Source organism: Candidatus Pantoea bituminis (genome assembly GCF_018842675.1).
In the GTDB taxonomy this organism is placed as follows: Bacteria; Pseudomonadota; Gammaproteobacteria; order Enterobacterales; family Enterobacteriaceae; genus Pantoea; species Pantoea phytostimulans.
This window is the reverse complement of record NZ_JAGTWO010000004.1, coordinates 285,792-306,444: the sequence shown is the minus strand read 5'-3', so window position 1 is coordinate 306,444 and position 20,653 is coordinate 285,792. Positions and strand designations below refer to the sequence as shown.

Below are 20,653 nucleotides of genomic sequence, written 5' to 3'. Positions count from 1 at the left end.
GGTTGTTTTTAACACATCAGGCGGTGCCGCCGATGGTGAGTTTGTCGAGTTTCAACGTGGGCTGACCTACGCCAACAGGCAGGCTTTGGCCTTCTTTACCGCAAACGCCAACACCTTTATCCAGTGCCAGATCATTACCGACCATGGAAATCTGCTGCATAGCTTCAATGCCAGAACCGATCAGCGTCGCGCCTTTCACCGGTTTGGTCACTTTACCCTTTTCAATCAGATAAGCTTCCGACGTTGAGAACACAAATTTCCCGGACGTGATATCGACCTGGCCACCACCGAAGTTAGGCGCATACAAGCCGTACTCAACGCTTTCAATGATCTCTTGCGGGGTAGATTTACCCGCCAGCATGTAGGTGTTTGTCATACGCGGCATCGGCAGATGAGCATAGGATTCACGTCGGCCATTGCCGGTTGGCTTCACACCCATTAAGCGCGCATTGAGCTTGTCCTGCATGTAACCTTTCAGCACGCCGTTTTCGATCAGCACATTGTATTGGCCAGGCACACCTTCATCGTCAATTGCCAGCGAACCGCGCAGGCCATCAATCGTGCCGTCATCAACCACGGTACAGAGATCGGAGGCGACCAGTTGCCCCATTTTACCGCTGAACACAGACGTACCGCGGCGGTTGAAATCACCTTCCAGACCATGTCCAACAGCTTCGTGTAACAGCACGCCCGGCCAGCCTGCGCCCAACACCACCGGCAAGGTGCCAGCAGGCGCGGCGACGGCAGAAAGATTAACTAACGCCATGCGTACCGCTTCACGTGCCCAGGCATCAGCACGTACGTCACCGTTTTCATCGGCGAGGAAAAATTCATAACCTGTGCGGCCACCGCCACCGCTTGAGCCACGCTCGCGCTTGCCGTTGTCTTCCACCTGAACACTGATAGAAAGACGGACCAGCGGACGGACATCCGCCGCCAGCGTACCGTCGGTTGCGGCCACCAGCACTTGCTCGTAAACACCGCTCAGGCTGGCGCTGACTTCCTGCACGCGCGCATCGGCAGCACGCGCAACCTGATCAACACGGTGCAGCAGTGCAATTTTGTCTTCACGCGTCAGACTATCCAACGGATTAGTCGGTGCATAGAGCGAGCGGTTTATCACCGCTGACAGCGTATGCGCTTTGCCATCACCTTGCTCACGCACGATACTGCGTGCTGCTTCAGACGACAGACGCAGCGCATTCAAAGTGATTTGGTCAGCATAGGCGAAACCGGTTTTTTCACCGCTAACCGCGCGCACGCCAACACCTTGATCAATATGGTAGGAGCCATCTTTAATGATTTTGTCTTCCAGCACCCAGGATTCGTGGAAACTGGACTGAAAATAGAGATCGGCATAATCCAGACGACGTTCTGAAAGCTGCCCTAACAGGGAAAAAAGGTCCTGCTGATTAATGCTGTTAGCAGTTAGCAACTGCTCACTTACCAGGTTCAGAGTCATCGTTTCTCACTCATTATGTGCTCGGATAATCATAGCCTGCGGCAATTCCGGTACGGCGTCAAATTCACTTGGTGCCGTTTTCACGCGGTTTGCGCAGCACTTCATTGATTTCCGGTTTATCCAGCGGTCCGCTGATGTGATAACGCAGCAGCGATATTTTGTTCCACAGTGGTCCCAATACCTTACTGGCGGCAAATACCGCGGCACCCACCACAGGATTCACGACAAATGCCGCCGCAACGCCGACCGAGGCGGAAATTTCCGGCGCAACCACCGCTTCCATATCAATGCGACGCTGCACTAAATCCATCTTGCCTTGCATGGCAATGTCCGCTTCAAGCCCGTCCACCAACAGGTTATCCGTTCTCATCACGCCATTTTCAATCCATGCGGTGCCATTAATTGAATCGAAATAGAATCCCTGATTGAAGGTGTCATTGAAGTCAAAGCGGAGCTTGCGTAGCAGCGCGTCAAAGCTGAACAGCCGCAGAATTTGACCGGCGGTACCGGTATTCACATCAGCGATTTGGCCTTTGCCGAAATGCGTTTTTAACGTGCCGCTCAGCGTTTTCTCTGAAGGCTGCCACGGCGCTGAACGCCAGTGCAGATCGTAATCGATGTTAAACGGTGCGTCGCGCAGCGGCGTGTTCATCCCAAACCAGTTGGTCGCATTATTGATGTTTTGGCCTTTCAGGGTGCCTTTTAGTGAAGTGCGCTGGTCGTTAGGTCGGTTTACCCATTCACCCTGAATGTTGAGTTTTGAGCTACCCGTATCCACTGAACCGTTAGTAAGCGCTAACGTATCACCTTTAGGTTGCAACGTGGCCTGCATGCGGCCATATTTTTGACCCATTAACCAGCACTCGCTGCAGCGAAGTTGTAACGCCGGCCAGCCACTGAAATTAATTTGGCTGGATTGCTGCGACAACGGTGACGCGCTTTTCGCCTGACTATCGCCCCATTGTGGATTGTAATAAAGGTAATCGAGTGCAATCTGCCATGGCGCAGAAGGTGATATGGCCAGTTGCCCTTGGATTTCTTTACCTTTTACTGAAACCTGCGTATTACCGTTGGCATTTTCTGCCAGCGTCGCATCAATATCATGCCACTGCTGTCCTGCCAGCTTGACCGCTGGGCTACGTAGAATGATGTTGCCAGGAATAGTCGCACCGCCAACTTGTCGCGCACTTTGCGTCGTTTTAGTGCCGCCATTACCGTCGCTGCTACCGGCCATCAACGCCGTCCAGGCTTCGCCATCCAGCGCCGGTAAGTTCAACACCATGCCGGTGTTTTCAGGCAGCGCGGGTGTACGTTTCGCATCATTCAGCCAGATGCCGCGATCAACGCGCAACTGCGGTTCCAGCAACCACCGGCTGTTAAAGCGATGGCGCTCATCAATGCTGCCACTGAGTTCAAAACGCTTCAGATCACCGCTGGCTTTGATAGTGATCGGCATCGCTTCGCCGCCTTTTTTATCTAGCGGCGCAGGTAAGCGACTACTTACTTCTTTCGCTTCGCCTTTAATCCCAATCTCATAACGTGCGCCGCCTTTATGCGGCAGCGTAATATCAACATTGCCTTGCCATGGCAAATGACCGCCGAGCTGGCTACGAAATTGCTGTGGGATTTGCGTGATTTTGCCCGGCTGCCAGTCGCCCAACAGTTTGACGCTCACACCAAAATCGTCGGGATTTTCTTTGGTGCTGAAAGTGACGCCCAGCGGCTGACCAAACCAGTTCGCCTGCATTTCCTCACTGTCTAAATTACCGTTGTTGTAACGGAATCGGCCCGTCAGGTTGGTCAATGTCGTGTTGAGCGGCTTGATATGTAGCGAGTTATTATTCATTACCACGTTACCGCTGGCATGCACCAGTTTGCCATTCAGCGGGATATCCAGATTAAGGTGGCCGCGTGTATTGCCGCCAATCTGTAACTGCTCTAATGCCGCGCCCAAAGAGCTTTTCAACGGCGTTTGCTGGAAGTAGTCAGCAATTTGGCTGCCCTCGCCGCTTACGTCGCCATCAATAATCAGCTTCTCTTTGAGATAATCAGGAATAATAGCGCTGATATTGCGAACATTAACGTCGCCCAGCTTTGCGGCTGGCGCATTCATCCACAAACCGTCATTGATGAAGTTGAGATCGATGTCGAGATTATTGATAGCTGGCCATTTAGGCTGAAAAGCATACGTTGCCTGACGCAGCGGCACCCAAACCTGGAACATGCCATCGTTATGTTTGAACGGGAACAGTTTGGGATTACCGGCAAACAGCAGCGTGGCATTGTCCACCTTGCCGCCTTTAATCGCACCGCTGAGATAATGGGTTAAGTTATGCCCCATCAGCGGAACCGGGAAATAGCGCCATGCATCACCGGCATTGGTCAGGTTAATGCCAGCAAGGATATCCAGGCGTGGCTCGCTGCCCCTGTTCTGTTGATAACGGAAACCGCCGCGCGCCCAGAGCGAACGTGCCTGCACGTCGAGATCTTTGCCATCCAGGGTCAATCCATGATCATCACGTAGCCAGCTCATTGACCCCGTGATTTGATCAATTTCCAGCGGAGCCTGGAACATGTCGCCATACGGCACATCGGCACGGCCCATATCCACTTTCACTTGACCATTCACCAGGCTGCCGCGTGCTTCACCGTTCAGCTTGCTGATCCCTGGCAACAGCTTCCAGTGTTGCCAGCTAAAATCGCGCCATTTTACCTGCATGCGGGTATTTTCTGGCTGCTGTAACGGGATATCCAGTGCCAGTCCTTCAATGGTGCCTTGCGGTCGCACGGCGCGCCAGTTATCGAACAAGGCTGGCGATAACGGCGCAAAAAGCGGCACCAGCGGCGCAATGTGCTCTAAATTTAACTGCGTCGCGCGGACGCGCACTTCAGCCTGCTGATTCGCTCCCAGCAATTGTTTGTCTTCAGGTCGCCACAGCAACGCGAAATGTCCCGCGGGCCAGGCTATACCATCGGTGCTGAGTTTGGTTTGCGGCACATTCACCGCCCAGCCATTTTGATAACGTGAAAGATGTGCAGTCAGGCCATCAACCTGCAGCTGATGCGGCCCTCCCTCGCCCTGCCAGCGCGCGCCGCCTTTGCGCAACAATAAATCACCTGCATAGATTTCGCCTTCACGCAAATTAACCCATGCCGCAAGGCTAAAGCGCGCGCTGTCGAGACGCGTGTTATCGCGCATCCAGCGTCCTAACCATGGCCGTACATCTACGTCGTCCGCCTGCATCCAGATGCGCCCGTCGTTAAGTAAACCTTCGCTATCGTTGAGATTGAGGCGCACCTGCACCACGCCATGTTGGCCGGTAAAACTGGAAAGACTGACTTCACCTTCGGCGCGGTGACGCGTTTTTCGTTTACCCAGGTGAGCTTAGGGATCGCCAGTTCGGCGTGTTGGCCTGAAGGGGTGAGAAAGCGTATTGAGCTGTCGCGCAGATCGAAGTGATCAAACTGGCGCAAAAAGAGTTCGTTGATTTGGGCTGGCTTGAAGCTATTTTTCTGTTCATCACTCGCCAGCAGCGGGCGGTTGCTGTCGAGATGCAGCTGCCAGAAGGTCAGATCACGGAACTGCCAGCGCCAATGCAGCAAAGATTGCCACACATCCAGCGCCAGATTAACCCGGGCAATGGTCAGCTTGTCGCTGTCCTTCATTTCTACGTTGAGGTCGTGAATTTCCAGCGTTGGGCCGAAGTTCTCCCATTTGCCCTGCAGCTTGCTCGCCTTTATCGGCATGCCGCTGGCATTGGAAGCAATCTGCAAAATGTTACTGCGATAGCTGTCGAGATGCGGCATCGCCAGACGCAGCCCACTGACAAGCAGCGCGACAATCACGATGACTGTCGCGACCAGCAGTAACAAGATCCTCGGCAACTGCCTCACTCACACTTCTCCTTGCCTTCCGCGAATGACGGAGGATTCATTCTCATACCCAACCGTCATCAGACAAAAATAAGCGGTATGAATGTGCATTTTAACCCAAACATGGGCGCTTTTTAGCCCGACCAACTTGGTCGGGCCAGCGTTAGCAAGACGCTACATCATCACAACATCAAACTGCTCTTGGGTGTAAAGCGCTTCGACATGCACCTTAACCTGTTTCCCGACGAAAATTTCCACCTCGGCCAATGCATGTGACTCATCGGTTTTTAAAGCTTCACCGACGGTTGGCGAGACGTAGACCAGGAAACGATCGGCGTCGTAAGCATGGTGAACGCGGACTATCTCACGCATGACTTCGTAGCAGACGGTTTCGACGGTTTTCAAGGTGCCGCGCCCTTTGCACACCGGGCAATCTTCACAGAGTACGTGTTCAATGCTTTCGCGCGTGCGCTTACGCGTCATCTCCACCAGCCCCAACGCGGAGAAACCGCTGATGCCGGTCTTCACCCGGTCTTTATTTAGCGCACTTTCCAGCGAATGTAGAACGCGGCGGCGATGATCTTCATTACTCATATCAATAAAGTCGATGATGATGATGCCGCCGAGATTACGCAGCCGCAGCTGGCGAGCAATAGCCTGCGTTGCCTCTACATTGGTATTAAAAATGGTTTCGTCGAGATTACGATGGCCGACAAAGGCACCGGTATTAATGTCAATGGTGGTCATCGCTTCGGTTTGATCGATGATCAGATAACCGCCAGACTTCAACTCGACCTTGCGATCCAGTGAACGCTGAATCTCATTCTCTACGTCAAACAAATCGAAGATTGGCTGTTTGCCGTTGTAGAGCTCCAACTTACGGGCCATTTCTGGAATATATTCGCTGGTAAATTCCAACAGCAAATCGCAGGTCAGACGTGAATCAACACGAATGCGATCCAACGCGGCATCCGTGAAATCACGCAAAATACGCTGTGCCAGCGCCAGCTCACCGTAAAGCAGGCAGCGTGTTTGGTTGCGCTTTTTACGCTCGCTGACTTTGGTCCACAAACGTTTTAAAAAAGCGGCGTCTTGCGCCAGCTCTTCGTTGCCGATGCCTTCTGCAGCAGTACGAATAATGAAGCCACCGAGATCGTCACAATAATCAGCCACTACAGCTTTCAGCCGTTCGCGCTCGCTTTCGCTTTCAATGCGTTGTGAGACACCTACATGCGACGCACCAGGCATGAACACCAGATAACGCGACGGCAGTGTGATATCGGTAGTCAGACGTGCACCTTTGGTGCCCAGCGGATCTTTCACCACTTGCACCATCAGATCCTGGCCAGGACGTACCAGTTCAGCAATATCGCGTACGATAAAATTCTTTTTCTCATCGCCGGCTACGCATTCGGTGTGCGGCATGATATCGGAAGCATGTAAGAAGGCGGCTTTTTCCAATCCAATATCGACAAAAGCGGCCTGCATGCCAGGCAATACGCGACTAACGCGTCCTTTATAGATATTACCAACGATACCGCGGCGCGCTTCGCGCTCGATATGGATTTCCTGCAGAATGCCGCCGTCAATATAAGCGACGCGCGTTTCGGATGGCGTGACGTTTACCAGCAGTTCAGCCGTCATTGTTGTCCCCTTAAGGCACGCAGTGACTGAAAATGGCTGAATAACTCTCCTGTCTCAACCAAAGGTAATCCGACAACCGCGTGATAGCTTCCATTGATTTTGCGGACAAAGTTTCCACCTATGCCCTGAATGCCGTATGCCCCGGCTTTATCCATCGGCTCGCCGGTCGTAATGTACTCGCGAATATCTGATGCGGTTAAGTTTCGAAACGTGACATCAGTTGTAACCAGACAATCCAGCGCTTGCTGACGATCAACCAGCGCGACGGCGGTCATCACTTGATGCGTTTGCCCTGAAAGTTTGCCCAGCATTTCTGCCGCATGTTCTGCGTTGCGCGGTTTTTCGAGCACTTCGCCGTTTAACACCACGATCGTGTCCGCGCCCAGCACGGGTAAATCATGCTCAGCCAACATAACGCCCGCGCGAGCTTTGTCATTCGCCAGACGGCGAACATAGGCATCAGCCGCTTCATTCGGCTGACGCTGCTCTTCTACATCGGTAATGAGACGTTCAAATGTGAGGCCAAGCTGAGTCAACAGCTCACGCCGACGCGGTGAACCGGAAGCCAAATAAAGGGATACCATAAATTTCCTTATTGAACAGCGAACTGACGACGAATCTTTCTCATTAATAAGAATAGCCAAGGCCAGAGAATACCGTCGACGACACTGCTCCAGAAAATCTCGGGTCGAAATGAGACGTTGATCACTAAGAATTCCGCCCAGAATACAATCACATCCATCGCCAGCGACAGCACCATAACCATTAACGCCTGCTGCCACAACGCTAAGTTACGGAAAAGCTGGAATTTAAAGGCTACAAGGTAGGCGATGATGCTTAGCGCTAACGCGCGTACACCGAGCGTCGAACCGGCAATCAAATCCATGATTGCACCCATCAAAAATCCACTACCTACGTTTACCCGATGCGGTAGCGCTAAAACCCAATAGATGAGAATTAACAAAAGCCATGAAGGCCGGAACATATAGAGCTGGTCCGGCCATGGCATGATTTGCAAGATGAGAGCAACCAGAAAAGACAGCCAGATAACCCAACGTCCCTGGCTGCGATATCGACTCAAGGCTGACCTCCGCGTGAGCGGGCTGGCGTACCTTGTGTGTTGCCTTCGTTACGCGTTGGTGCTGGAGGTCCCATCTGCACAGCAGGTGCGGGTGGACCCATTTCTCCCGCAGGCGGTAAAACTTGCGGCATCATCTGCATCAATCGTTCGTTAGCAACACGATGGACATCTGCCGGCGCCATAGGCATATCCCCATTGCGATCGGCTCCCCACAGCAGCAGCAAATAGCGCAGACGCTGCAAACCTGCGGCTGGACGCGCCTGAATCACAGTGTAAGCACGTTGCGTATCCACTTTCACGGAAGAGACCACACCCACCGGATAACCTTCCGGGAAGCGCCCGCCTAATCCTGATGTGACTAACACATCACCTACACGGATATCAGTATTACCTGGCAGATGCTCAAGTTGCAGATCTTCGGTGCAGCCATTTCCGGCCGCAATAACACGAATATCGTTACGCAACACCTGGATAGGTAACGCATGTGAGGCATCACATATCAGCAACACGCGGCTCGAGACTTGCCCTACGGCAATCACTTGCCCTACTACGCCTTTATCACTGATAACGGGCTGACCTTCATAAACACCGTTAACACTGCCTTTGTCGATGACCACTTGATCGGTATAAGGATCGGTGCCGGTGGAGATCACCTGCGTCACCATTTTTTGCTCATCCTGACGTAGCGGTGAACCCAACAGTTCACGCAGACGTGCGTTTTCCTGCTTATATTGCCCCAGCATTAACAGGTCACTATTTTTCAGGAAGAGTTCGCGACGTAAGGCTTTGTTTTCCAGCTCAAGCTGCTGACGCGATGCCAGCGTTTCTGACACGCCGTCTAAAAGCTGGCGTGGCCCGTTAGCCAGAAAGTAAAACGGACTGACCGACGTATCCAGATAGTTGCGTATTTGATTGAATGAACTCACACGGCTGTCGGCAATAATGATAGCTATTGCCACAATCACCGCCAAAAAAGACGCAACTGCAGGGAAGGCCCCCTGCTAAAAATCGGCTTCATATAATCTGCGTGTTCCTCGACAACAGGTAAGGAAGCACGGTAATGACCGTACTCCCTTGGGCTGGACGTATCTAACCGACGCGTGCCGCGCCGGTTTACACGCTATTCCCTGCGCATGATAATTCACGGTCTCAGCCGGTTGAGGCGATTATTCTTCGCTGAACAGATCGCCGCCATGCATGTCGATCATTTCCAGTGCTTTACCGCCGCCGCGTGCTACGCAAGTTAATGGATCTTCTGCGACAACCACCGGAATACCGGTTTCTTCCATCAGCAGACGATCCAAATTACGCAGCAACGCACCACCGCCGGTCAATACCATGCCGCGTTCGGAAATATCAGACGCCAGTTCTGGCGGACATTGTTCCAACGCAACCATTACCGCACTAACGATACCGGTCAGTGGCTCTTGCAACGCTTCAAGAATTTCATTGGAGTTCAGCGTAAAGCCGCGCGGTACACCTTCAGCAAGGTTACGACCACGCACTTCAATTTCACGCACTTCATCGCCCGGATAGGCTGAACCGATCTCATGCTTGATACGTTCTGCGGTCGCTTCACCAATCAATGAACCGTAGTTACGACGCACATAATTAATAATAGCTTCATCGAAGCGGTCACCACCGATGCGCACGGAAGAGGAATAAACCACACCGTTCAGGGAGATCACAGCCACTTCTGTCGTACCGCCACCGATATCAACCACCATTGAACCGGTTGCTTCAGAGACAGGCAGGCCAGCACCGATTGCCGCAGCCATTGGCTCTTCAATCAGGAACACTTCACGCGCACCAGCACCTTGAGCAGATTCGCGGATGGCACGACGTTCTACCTGCGTCGCCCCCACCGGCACGCAGACCAGCACGCGTGGGCTGGGACGCATAAAGCTGTTGCTATGCACTTGTTTAATAAAGTGTTGCAGCATTTTTTCGGTGACGAAGAAATCAGCGATAACGCCGTCTTTCATCGGGCGAATGGCTGCAATATTACCTGGCGTACGGCCAAGCATCTGTTTTGCGTCATGACCGACGGCCGCAACACTTTTCGGTGAACCGGCTCGATCCTGGCGGATAGCAACCACGGAGGGCTCGTTCAGCACGATGCCTTGTCCTTTCACATAAATCAGGGTATTCGCGGTACCCAGGTCAATGGACAAGTCATTGGAAAACATGCCACGAAATTTTTTAAACATACTAAGGGATAATCCTGCAAGCTGGGGGCGGAAAATAAAATCCGCTTACTTTACCAACCACACGAAGCTGCCACAAGGCGCAAAAACGTTCTGCTTCGGTGAAAAAACACGCCAAATTGCGTTTAAGTTATCTGTACGAGGCTTCTGCACCAGCGGAATGGCGAAATGACGCCTTGTTAGCCGCTTTTAGCTGCAATGTTTCAGAAGAGCTTCGACATAAACTTTAACATTTCCGGCCAGATATTCTGGACTCTGCGTTAGGTTCATTGGCAAAAAAGCGAGTGTAAAGCCTATAAAGCGGCGCAATGGGCTAAATACGATAACGTTGAGAATACTTTTTAACGTTACTGTTTACCGGTTGAGATGGCGCAAATAGGTCGCCTTGCCCCCTGCTACACCTAAGCCCACCAGCGTTTGCCATTCGGCGCGCGTTCGTACGCCTGTGGCAAAAACTTGGGTATGCGTCGATTTACACACTTCCATCAAATTCTGCACAAAAAGCTGGTTTTCAGTTCGGTGCTCAATGTTGCGAACTAAGCCGGGATCAAGCTTGATCAATTCCACCGGTAATTGCTTGATATAGGCGCTGCTTACCACCGTCAATCCAGCCTGGCTTACCGCAATCCGGCAACCAAAAGCTTTTAACGCACGAAAAACTGGCGTTAAACGGTTGATGTGTTGACATACATCTGCCTCGGCAAGTTCAAATAAAAATCGTTTTCTTTGTCCTTTTGGACATTGCAGCAGCATATTCTGCAGCCAGAGCACAAAAGAACGCTGTAACAAAGAGTCTATATTCACAGGCATGACCAGCGTTTCTTCCGGCCACCATTCTGATAAAGCCGCGATTCGCGTCACTAATTGGCGATCCCAAATCTCTGCCATGCCGAGCTGCTGTACCAGCGGCATATACTCTGCCGCTTGCACCTCTTTATCGCCATCAAAGATGCGCGTCAGCATTGTCCGGTGCTGCACCTTGCCTTCTCTGTTCACTGCAGGTTTTTGATATAAGCGTGGCCCACCGCGGCTCAGCGTATTTTCCAATAAAGTGCGCCAGCGCACGCTACCTCGCCCGGCATCAAGAGGATTGCCTTCGCCATTCGACCAGTTATTCCCGCCAAGTAGCGTTGCCCGCCGTGTCGCCATTTCGACATTTTCCATTACCTGCGGCACGCTTTGTCCGCTGTGCCAGGCGCTGATACCGATATGTATCAGATCGTCACGATTCACCATGCGCATGGGTGGCAGCGAATCGACAGCATTAATCAATTTATCGGCAATGCCATTCGCCTCTTTTAAGCTACGATGCGGCAGTAATACGGCAAAATCACTGCGGAAATAACGGGCCAGCAGCGCGCCTGGATAGCGCAACACAAAAGTCGACAACATGTTGACCAGATCGAAAAGATATTCTTCGACTAAGGAGGGACCCAGTGTTTCATTCAGGATATCGAAATCGGGCAGGCGCACCATCATAACCACCCCGTGCGTGCCGACAGCCTCCTGATCTTCAAGCAGCGTAGCCAGCTGGTTATCGAAAAACAGACGATTATTCAAACCTGTGCGGCCATCCTGAGCGGCAAATGTGCGAATCAGGGTATCGATGCGAAGCCGCTGCTCACCCGCTTCCTGTAAATCTGTCAGCAGCACGTCCAGCGCACGACTGGCTTTGGGTGGCCACTCGTCGATATGGCTGTTGCGCATTATCTGGCGCTCACCTTCAATAATTGCATCTGCACGCACTTCTAAATGTTCCATGCCTCGCCATTGTCGGGTTAACCAGCGATGCATAATGAACAACAGTAGACTCATCACCAGCACAACGGAGAGTAAGGCACCAAGCGTATAAGCCGCGGTAATAGAACGCAGCCAGGTTTTCGCCGGATCGAGCATCAGGACACGTAAACTCACGCCTGTTTGGTGCATTAATGGCACATCAAATTGAATAAAACGATTGGGTTGATCTTCAATCATTTGATGTTCGTGGCGAGAGAGTGTGAGCAGCGTGTGACTACCGCTGTGCAAGGTGAGTTGCTCGGCATTCATGACCGGCATCAAGCGAGATAGCCAGCCGTTGAGTTGATCGGGTGTTTGGTTAAAAAGTGATTTATCCACTTCGGTCGCCAGCACTTGTACTCTGTTTTCAACCCGCTGATGGCTCAGCCAAAAAACGCTGAAAGCACAGCCTACCAGCATAAGTAACATCGCCAGTACGCTGAGAAATGTAATAAACGCGGATAGTTTGGTGGTTAATCGCATCCCTGTGCCTGTATTACTGCGGTGATAACCAGATCACGTTCCTGTATGGCATCGCCGAGCCGATGAAAACGCGAGCAAAATAGCATAATTTGCGTCAGGCGGCAGCGTTGCAATGTGTGAGCGATCAGTATACCGCTGGCAGATGACAGCTGAACTTTATCGCGAAACTTTTCGGTGTATTCTGATTGGCAAGGCTTGCCAGGAAATTTCACATTTTCGCGGCGAAATTCGCCAGCATCAGGGTTTTTAGCCATGCTGGAAGACAAAATCGAGTCTGGAGAATAGAGCATGAAAACAACCAAAAGCCTGACTGAAAACGACGTTACCCCTGAAAGTATTTTTAATATGCAGCGCCGTCAGGTCTTGAAAACTTTAGGTTTGAGTGCTGCGGCCATGAGCGTACCCAGTATGGCGAATGCAGATATCCTCAGTTGGTTTAAAGGCAACGATCGTCCTGCAGCACCGGCTGGCCGCCCCTGGATTTCAGTAAACCCGAGCAATATCAAAATAATCTGACATTAACGCCAGAAGATAAAGTGTCGGGTTATAACAATTTCTATGAATTTGGTCTGGATAAGGCGGATCCTGCCGCTAACGCTGGCACACTGAAAACCGATCCATGGAAACTGACGATAGACGGTGAAGTGGCTAAACCCATTACGTTAGACATGGATGAGATTTTTAAACGCTTTGCTATGGAGCAGCGTATCTATCGCATGCGCTGTGTCGAAGCTTGGTCGATGGTCGTTCCATGGGTTGGTTTTGAGTTAAATAAACTCCTTAGTCTTGCGGAGCCCACCAGCAATGCGCGTTTTGTCGCCTTTCAAACACTTTATGCACCAGACCAGATGCCGGGCCAAAAAGATCGGTTTATTGGCGGCGGACTGAACTATCCCTATGTTGAAGGATTACGCTTAGATGAAGCCATGCATCCGCTGACCCTTCTCAGTACTGGCGTCTATGGCAAGGCGTTGCCCCCTCAAAACGGTGCGCCAATTCGCCTGACCGTGCCGTGGAAATATGGATTCAAAGGGATTAAATCGATCGTCAAAATTACGTTAACGCGTGAGCAGCCACCGACAACCTGGAACCAGATCGCCAACAACGAATATGGCTTTTATGCCAATGTGAACCCGCATATAAATCATCCACGCTGGTCGCAGGCCACCGAGCGTTTTATTGGTCCCGGCGGATCCTTGAAAGTCGAGCGTCAGCCAACACTGCTGTTTAATGGTTATGCGGATCAAGTCGCCTCGCTCTATCGTGGACTCGATCTGCGGGAGAATTATTGAGTGCGCCTTTCTATTAAGCAGATTACCTGGCTAAAGGTGGTGCTGCATTTAGTGGCATTTTTACCGCTGGTTTATCTTTTCCTGGCAGCCAGCCAGGGAGGATTGAGCGCTGACCCAGCCAAGGATATCCAACATTTTACTGGCCGTATGGCGCTTAAATTGCTGCTGGCAACGCTGTTGGTCTCACCCTTGACTCGCTACGCTAAACAGCCGCTGTTGATCCGCACACGCCGCCTGCTTGGCGTCTGGACCTTTGTGTGGGCCTGCCTTCACTTACTGAGCTACTACCTGCTGGAACTTGGCGTTGATAATCTCCGTTTGTTGGGGAGCGAATTAATTTCCCGTCCTTATCTTACGCTGGGAATTATTTGTTGGTTGATACTGCTGGCACTTACTGTCACTTCATTTCAACGTATGCAGCGCAAGCTCGGCAAACGCTGGCAAACTTTGCATAACTGCATCTATATCGTGGCCATACTGGCACCTATTCACTACATTTGGTCAGTGAAAACTGTGTCGCCGCAACCGTTGATTTATGCCGGTATTGCTGCACTGCTATTAGCGTGGCGTTACAAAAAATTCATTAAATGGTGGCCTTTTTAACCCTTCCTGCGTTGTTTTCTGCCTCTACTCTCTGATAAAAGATGTGGCCCTTGGGCCACGTCCAATCATCTTCGCAGATAAGACCAGTATTTTGCTGCGAAATGCTACGAAACGGATATAATGCCCGGCTTTATTGCAAGCCATGTCTTCTTTTTACCCTGACGGGTGACAAACGAAGAGAGGCAAGGTATTTTACGCGATGCCTCAATGATTGCGGGAGATGGCAGCAAGATGGCGCATAAATTACACATTCTGCTCTTAAACGGTCCCAACCTTAATTTGCTGGGAACGCGCGAGCCTGAGAAATACGGTCACACCACGCTAAATCAGATTGTCACCGATCTGACGCAGCAAGCAAACCAATTGAATGTGACGTTAAGCCACTTGCAATCCAATGCTGAATTCCAGCTTATTGATCGCATTCATGAGGCCAAAGGCAATGTGGATTACATCATTATTAATCCTGCCGCGTTTACGCATACCAGCGTAGCACTGCGTGATGCACTGTTGGCGGTAGATATTCCGTTCATCGAAGTGCATCTCTCAAACGTGCATGCTCGCGAGCCCTTCCGTCATCATTCCTATCTTTCTGATGTTTCTGCTGGCGTGATTTGTGGACTTGGCGCTGACGGCTACGCATGGGCTTTACAAACGGCAGTAAAACGCCTGTCTCAAACAAATTAATCAAACTGAGTACGGAACCCCACTCATGGATATTCGTAAAATTAAAAAACTGATCGAACTGGTTGAAGAGTCTGGCATCTCCGAGCTGGAAATCTCCGAGGGCGAAGAGTCCGTTCGCATCAGTCGTGCACCTGCAAATGTTGGTTATCCGATGATGCAGCAGGCTTATGCTGTTCCTGCTCCGCAACCTGCCCTGGCTAACGCTATTGCACCGGTTGCTACCGTGGCGGAAGCCGCACCAGCGGAAATCAGCGGCCACATCGTGCGTTCTCCTATGGTCGGTACTTTCTACCGCACCCCGAGCCCAGATGCCAAAGCCTTCATCGAAGTGGGTCAGAAAGTGAATGCCGGCGATACGCTGTGCATCGTTGAAGCCATGAAAATGATGAACCAGATCGAAGCCGATAAGTCTGGTGTGGTGAAAGCGATCCTGGTGGAAAGCGGTCAACCGGTTGAATTCGACGAGCCGCTGGTCGTCATCGAATAACGAGGCGAACCATGCTGGATAAAATTGTAATTGCTAACCGTGGTGAGATCGCGCTGCGTATTCTGCGTGCCTGTAAAGAACTGGGCATCAAGACCGTAGCGGTGCACTCTAGCGCGGATCGTGACCTCAAGCACGTGCTGCTGGCGGACGAAACCGTCTGTATCGGCCCGGCTCAGTCGGTCAAAAGTTACCTGAACATCCCGGCCCTGATCTCCGCAGCGGAAATCACCGGCGCCGTGGCGATCCATCCCGGCTACGGCTTCCTCTCTGAGAACGCCGATTTTGCCGAGCAGGTTGAACGCTCAGGCTTTATCTTCATCGGCCCGAAAGCGGACACTATCCGCCTGATGGGAGACAAAGTCTCCGCTATCAACGCGATGAAGAAAGCAGGCGTGCCAACCGTACCAGGCTCTGACGGCTCGCTGACCGACGACATGGAAAAGAACCGTGCCTTCGCGAAGCGCATCGGCTATCCGGTGATCATCAAAGCCTCCGGCGGCGGCGGCGGCTGCGGCATGCGCGTCGTGCGCAGTGACAAAGATCTGGAAGAGTCCATTAACATGACAAAAGCGGAAGCCAAAGCGGCTTTCAACAATGACATGGTTTATATGGAGAAGTTTCTGGAGAATCCGCGCCACATCGAGATTCAGGTACTGGCCGATGGTCAGGGCAACGCCATCTATCTCGGCGAGCGCGACTGCTCTATGCAGCGCCGTCACCAGAAAGTCGTTGAAGAAGCGCCAGCGCCAGGCATCACGCCTGAAATGCGCAGCTTTATCGGTGAACGCTGCTCTAAAGCCTGTATCGAAATTGGCTATCGTGGCGCAGGTACTTTCGAGTTCCTGTATGAAAACGGTGAATTCTACTTCATTGAAATGAATACCCGTATTCAGGTTGAGCATCCGGTTACTGAGATGATCACTGGCGTCGATCTGATCAAAGAGCAACTGCGTATCGCTGCCGGTCAACCGCTGTCGATCAAGCAATCTGACGTAGAGATTCGCGGTCACGCAGTTGAGTGCCGAATCAACGCCGAAGATCCCAATACCTTCCTGCCGAGTCCGGGTAAAATTACCCGCTTCCACGCGCCGGGCGGTTTTGGCGTACGTTGGGAATCGCACATCTACGCTGGCTACAGTGTGCCGCCGTACTACGATTCTATGATCGGCAAACTGATCACTTACGGTGAAACCCGTGACGTGGCCATTGCGCGCATGAAAAACGCGCTGGCGGAACTGATCATTGACGGCATCAAGACTAACGTCGAGCTGCAGATGAAGATCATGTCCGACGAAAACTTCCAGCACGGTGGTACCAACATCCACTATCTGGAGAAAAAACTCGGCCTGCACGATAAATAAACGCAACGCTGAGACAATGAGAGGCCGGTTAATCCGGCCTTTTTCTTTTGCCGCTGGGATTGGGGTGAATGATGGATCCTCGCTTTTTACAGGCACATAAAGAAGCGCGCTGGTCGCTGTATTTGACGCTGGCCTGGCTAGTCGTTTGGGGCTTATCTGCCTGGCTGGGCGGTAATCAAATCGGCATTATTGGCTTGCCTCGCTGGTTCGAACTTTCCTGCGTTTTTGCGCCGCTGCTGTTCATTTTTTATGCTGGTTGATGGTGCGGCTGATATTCCGCAATATGTCGCTGGAGGATGAAAATGGAAACTGAAATTGTCCTTCCTTTATTAGCCTACCTGGTGGGGATCGCCGCTCTGTCGGTGTTTGCCGCGCGTAAACAGCGCCAAGGCAATTTCCTTACTGAATATTTCCTCGGTAACCGCTCGATGGGCGGATTTGTCTTGGCGATGACCATTACGACTACATATATCAGTGCCAGCTCATTTATCGGTGGCCCCGGCGCAGCCTATAAATATGGTTTAGGCTGGGTGCTGCTGGCGATGGTGCAAGTTCCAGCGGTATGGCTTTCGTTAGGCGTATTAGGCAAAAAATTCGCTATCCTGGCGCGACGATACAACGCAGTAACCCTGAATGACATGCTCTATGCGCGTTATGGCAGCACACTGCTTATTTGGTTAGCCAGCCTGAGCCTTCTTATTGCTTTTATTGGGGCGATGACCGTCCAGTTTATTGGTGGTGCACGCCTGCTCGAAACAGCGGCCGGCATTCCTTATGACACTGGATTGCTCATTTTTGGCGGCACCGTTGCGCTCTATACCGCTTTTGGTGGTTTTCGCGCCAGTGTACTCAACGACGCTATGCAAGGCGTAGTGATGCTGATTGGTACCTTTCTGCTGCTGTTTGCCGTTATTCATCAGGCGGGTGGCTTACACGCAGCGGTAGAAAAACTTCATGCCATCGATCCTAAACTGCTATCGCCGGAAGGGCCGGGCGATATTATTAACCCTACCTTTCTCACGTCGTTTACCGTGCTGGTCTGCTTTGGCGTTATTGGCCTGCCGCACACCGCGGTACGCTGTATCTCCTATAAAGACAGCAAAGCAGTACATCGTGCGATTATTCTTGGCACTATCGTAGTGGTGATCTTGATGCTTGGCATGCATCTGGCGGGTGCCTTAGGTCGGGCCGTTTTGCCCAATCTCACGGTGCCCGATAGCGTGATTCCAACATTAATGATTACTGTGCTTCCACCGTTAGCCGCTGGAATTTTTCTGGCAGCGCCCATGGCGGCTATCATGTCGACGATTAATGCGCAGCTGCTGCAGGCTTCAGCAACGCTGGTAAAAGATCTTTATTTGCGTGTTGCGCCGCACCAAATGGAAAATGAAGCGCGACTGCGCGCCTTGTCTGGCACCATCACTTTTGTGCTCGGTATTCTGCTGCTGGTCGCCGCCTGGAATCCGCCCGATATGATTATCTGGCTCAATCTGCTGGCCTTTGGTGGCCTGGAAGCGGTGTTCTTGTGGCCTCTGGTTTTGGGTCTGTATTGGGAACGCGCAAATGCCGCAGGTGCGATCAGCGGTATGGTGGTTGGTGGCAGCTGCTACGCTTTTCTGGCGAGCCTGAACTGGCAAATAGGGGGATTTCATCCCATCGTACCTGCCCTGCTTTTAAGTCTGCTGGCATTTTTAGTCGGCAATCTATTTGGACGTGTCCCGCAACCGGTTGATGCGCCACCACACTGAATTAAAGAGAGACATTATGCCGTGGATTCAAATTAAAATTAATAGCGCAGGTGAACATGCGGAGACGCTGAGCGATGCGTTAATAGAAACAGGCGCGGTGTCAGTGACTTTTCAGGACACCAATGACACACCCGTCTACGAACCGCTACCGGGCGAAACGCGCCTGTGGGGCGATACCGACGTGATTGGTTTGTTTGACGCAGAAACGGATATGGAAGCGGTAGTCGCTGAGCTGTCACAACATCCGGTATTAGCAGCTGATTTCCGCCACAAGATCGAACAGATTGAAGATAAAGACTGGGAACGTGAATGGATGGAGAACTTCCACCCAATGCGTTTTGGCGAGCGTTTGTGGATTTGCCCAAGCTGGCGCGATGTGCCGGATCCCAACGCAGTTAATGTGATGCTTGACCCCGGTTTGGCTTTTGGCACCGGAACACACCCAACAACCGCGCTATGCCTGGCTTGGCTGGATGGATTGGATCTAACCGGTAAAACTGTGATCGATTTCGGTTGTGGTTCAGGGATCCTGGCGATCGCCGCCTTGAAATTAGGTGCAGCGCAGGCGATTGGTGTTGATATCGATCCGCAAGCGATTCAAGCCAGCCGCGATAATGCGGAGCGTAACGGCGTTTCTGAACGACTTTCTCTTTATCTGCCGCACCAACAGCCAGAGAATCTTCAAGCTGACGTTGTGGTCGCGAATATCCTTGCGGGTCCGCTGCGTGAATTAGCGCCGCTGATCAGTGTGCTGCCAAAACAAGGAGGCCATTTGGGCTTATCGGGTGTTTTGGAAAGCCAAGCTGAAGGTGTGTGTGAAGCTTATATAGAGCAGTTCGATTTGGATCCGGTTGCCGTTAAAGAAGAGTGGTGTCGAATTACCGGCGTAAAACGCAACGCTTAATAATTTAGGCTCATTATCAAGTCTGTTAGCGCGCGATAATAAGACCCTTTTCAAAACGCCTTGGGTATAAATCACAGGGCGTTTCCTTACAATTTCTCCATTAAACTCCCCGCACAGGTACAGCGCCATCACTATTTATAGGGCCATCAACCGGCACCGCAATTTCAGTTTTTTATTCAATTAAAATAAGAAATTTAAATTGAGCATGGCTGCGCTATTACTGGTTCTGGCACCGTTAACCTATGCCCATAATATTCACTCCCCTGAGCATTAGGGTGATTTAGGTGCTGCTTATTGAACCTGTAAAACCACGGTAAATCAGTTGCCTGTTGATATTATCAGCGTGGTTAACGGCACGCTGAATCCTCTGAATTTGGACTATTATGCCAAAAAAACATTGTTAATAATGGTCATACTATTCAGGTTTGTATTAAAGGTGGCGGCACAATTAAATGAGATAGAGAGACTTTTACATTACGCCCATTCCATTTCCATACGGCAAGTGAAAAGCGCATCCAGAGTAAATCTCTCTCGTTAGAAATGCATTTTGTTATTGAAAGCGAACAAGATAAATTGCCCGTTATCGGTGTCACGTTCGAAGCAGGTCAAGTAAAACCTGCTGTTGAGGCGGTTTAAAAGCATGATCCTTCTAAAGTGAATCAAGAGAAAATGCTTAATAAACCATTGAGTCTCGCTGAACTGATTCCAGATAATAAATATTACTATCGCTTCAATGGCTCACTGACCACATTTCCTTGTTCAGAAGGCGTACGCTGGATAATAATGAAAAATTCAGTAAGCGCTTCGCCTGCGCAATTACCACCCTTTGTCCGCTTATTAGGCGATCACGGCAATAACCGTCTGGTTCAGCCACCGGACGATCGCCTTATAGTTGAGTAAAGCGTTGACGTCGCCTGACTGCATCCTGACATGCGACATGACCGAACCCTCTTCTAAACCCTTTTCTTCCGCCACATGTATCGTTAATCACGCTAAGTGACGTTTAATATCTGGCATTTTGTTGAACTTTATCGGAAAAACGTTT

At 51.3% G+C, this 20,653-nt stretch carries 13 protein-coding genes and 5 pseudogenes; 9 read left to right on the top strand and 9 right to left on the bottom strand.

What is annotated here, in order from left to right:
• Positions 1-16: 16 nt before the first annotated feature.
• The 9 genes and pseudogenes from tldD to KQP84_RS05120 form a co-directional block, all read right to left on the bottom strand.
• Positions 17-1,462, bottom strand: coding sequence for a metalloprotease TldD (gene tldD / locus KQP84_RS05160; RefSeq protein ID WP_215845456.1), 1,446 nt, complete (start codon positions 1,460-1,462; stop codon positions 17-19).
• Positions 1,463-1,526: 64 nt separating this feature from the next.
• Positions 1,527-5,356 (bottom strand): annotated as a pseudogene (yhdP, locus tag KQP84_RS05155) (AsmA2 domain-containing protein YhdP).
• A 153-nt stretch (positions 5,357-5,509) separates the two neighbouring features.
• Complete coding sequence (gene rng / locus KQP84_RS05150; RefSeq protein ID WP_215845455.1) at positions 5,510-6,979, bottom strand: ribonuclease G; 1,470 nt, start codon at positions 6,977-6,979, stop codon at positions 5,510-5,512.
• Positions 6,976-7,563, bottom strand: a complete 588-nt coding sequence (locus KQP84_RS05145; RefSeq protein WP_215845454.1) for a Maf family protein — start codon at positions 7,561-7,563, stop codon at positions 6,976-6,978. Before KQP84_RS05145 ends, rng begins: the two co-directional genes overlap by 4 nt.
• An 8-nt stretch (positions 7,564-7,571) precedes the next feature.
• On the bottom strand, positions 7,572-8,060 hold the full coding sequence (mreD, locus tag KQP84_RS05140; protein WP_215845453.1) for a rod shape-determining protein MreD: 489 nt from the start codon (positions 8,058-8,060) through the stop codon (positions 7,572-7,574).
• Positions 8,057-9,078 (bottom strand): annotated as a pseudogene (mreC, locus tag KQP84_RS05135) (rod shape-determining protein MreC). Before mreC ends, mreD begins: the two are co-directional and overlap by 4 nt.
• A 148-nt stretch (positions 9,079-9,226) precedes the next feature.
• A complete protein-coding gene (gene mreB, locus KQP84_RS05130) occupies positions 9,227-10,270 on the bottom strand; it encodes a rod shape-determining protein MreB (protein ID WP_003855260.1) in 1,044 nt (347 codons plus the stop codon).
• A 310-nt stretch (positions 10,271-10,580) separates the two neighbouring features.
• Positions 10,581-12,529: pseudogene (gene csrD, locus KQP84_RS05125) on the bottom strand (RNase E specificity factor CsrD).
• Complete coding sequence (locus tag KQP84_RS05120; RefSeq protein ID WP_215845452.1) at positions 12,520-12,819, bottom strand: hypothetical protein; 300 nt, start codon at positions 12,817-12,819, stop codon at positions 12,520-12,522. Before KQP84_RS05120 ends, csrD begins: the two are co-directional and overlap by 10 nt.
• Between KQP84_RS05120 and msrP the strand changes: the two are divergent.
• The 9 genes and pseudogenes from msrP (at position 12,818) to KQP84_RS05075 (ending at position 20,508) form a co-directional block, all read left to right on the top strand.
• Positions 12,818-13,821: pseudogene (gene msrP / locus KQP84_RS05115) on the top strand (protein-methionine-sulfoxide reductase catalytic subunit MsrP). The gene KQP84_RS05120 and the pseudogene msrP sit on opposite strands and share 2 nt — an antisense overlap.
• Positions 13,822-14,424 carry a protein-methionine-sulfoxide reductase heme-binding subunit MsrQ gene (gene msrQ, locus KQP84_RS05110; RefSeq protein WP_215845451.1) on the top strand — a complete coding sequence of 201 codons (603 nt, stop codon included), beginning with the start codon at positions 13,822-13,824 and terminating at the stop codon, positions 14,422-14,424.
• A 231-nt stretch (positions 14,425-14,655) separates the two neighbouring features.
• Positions 14,656-15,108: a type II 3-dehydroquinate dehydratase gene (gene aroQ, locus KQP84_RS05105; protein ID WP_215845450.1), complete on the top strand. Its 453-nt coding sequence runs from the start codon at positions 14,656-14,658 to the stop codon at positions 15,106-15,108.
• Positions 15,109-15,133: 25 nt separating this feature from the next.
• Positions 15,134-15,595: an acetyl-CoA carboxylase biotin carboxyl carrier protein gene (gene accB / locus KQP84_RS05100; RefSeq protein WP_215845449.1), complete on the top strand. Its 462-nt coding sequence runs from the start codon at positions 15,134-15,136 to the stop codon at positions 15,593-15,595.
• An 11-nt stretch (positions 15,596-15,606) separates the two neighbouring features.
• The gene (gene accC, locus KQP84_RS05095) at positions 15,607-16,956 is read left to right on the top strand and encodes an acetyl-CoA carboxylase biotin carboxylase subunit (protein WP_215845448.1); all 1,350 of its coding nucleotides are present in this window, start codon (positions 15,607-15,609) and stop codon (positions 16,954-16,956) included.
• 71 nt (positions 16,957-17,027) lie between these two features.
• Positions 17,028-17,269 (top strand): annotated as a pseudogene (locus KQP84_RS05090) (YhdT family protein).
• Complete coding sequence (panF, locus tag KQP84_RS05085; protein ID WP_215845447.1) at positions 17,259-18,704, top strand: sodium/pantothenate symporter; 1,446 nt, start codon at positions 17,259-17,261, stop codon at positions 18,702-18,704. The pseudogene KQP84_RS05090 and the gene panF overlap by 11 nt, the downstream one beginning before the upstream one ends.
• Positions 18,705-18,720: 16 nt before the next feature.
• A complete protein-coding gene (prmA, locus tag KQP84_RS05080) occupies positions 18,721-19,608 on the top strand; it encodes a 50S ribosomal protein L11 methyltransferase (RefSeq protein ID WP_215845446.1) in 888 nt (295 codons plus the stop codon).
• A 654-nt stretch (positions 19,609-20,262) separates the two neighbouring features.
• Entirely contained in the window at positions 20,263-20,508 is a 246-nt protein-coding gene (locus tag KQP84_RS05075; protein ID WP_215845445.1) for a carbonic anhydrase family protein, read from the top strand.
• Positions 20,509-20,653: the final 145 nt, after the last annotated feature.

What these genes read in the sequence shown, in the direction of transcription:
- tldD (WP_215845456.1), bottom strand. Translation starts at nt 1,462, where the DNA reads ATGACTCTGAACCTGGTAAGTGAGCAGTTGCTAACTGCTAACAGCATT.
- rng (WP_215845455.1), bottom strand. Translation starts at nt 6,979, where the DNA reads ATGACGGCTGAACTGCTGGTAAACGTCACGCCATCCGAAACGCGCGTC.
- KQP84_RS05145 (WP_215845454.1), bottom strand. Translation starts at nt 7,563, where the DNA reads ATGGTATCCCTTTATTTGGCTTCCGGTTCACCGCGTCGGCGTGAGCTG.
- mreB (WP_003855260.1), bottom strand. Translation starts at nt 10,270, where the DNA reads ATGTTTAAAAAATTTCGTGGCATGTTTTCCAATGACTTGTCCATTGAC.
- KQP84_RS05120 (WP_215845452.1), bottom strand. Translation starts at nt 12,819, where the DNA reads ATGCTCTATTCTCCAGACTCGATTTTGTCTTCCAGCATGGCTAAAAAC.
- aroQ (WP_215845450.1), top strand. Translation starts at nt 14,656, where the DNA reads ATGGCGCATAAATTACACATTCTGCTCTTAAACGGTCCCAACCTTAAT.
- accB (WP_215845449.1), top strand. Translation starts at nt 15,134, where the DNA reads ATGGATATTCGTAAAATTAAAAAACTGATCGAACTGGTTGAAGAGTCT.
- accC (WP_215845448.1), top strand. Translation starts at nt 15,607, where the DNA reads ATGCTGGATAAAATTGTAATTGCTAACCGTGGTGAGATCGCGCTGCGT.
- panF (WP_215845447.1), top strand. Translation starts at nt 17,259, where the DNA reads ATGGAAACTGAAATTGTCCTTCCTTTATTAGCCTACCTGGTGGGGATC.
- prmA (WP_215845446.1), top strand. Translation starts at nt 18,721, where the DNA reads ATGCCGTGGATTCAAATTAAAATTAATAGCGCAGGTGAACATGCGGAG.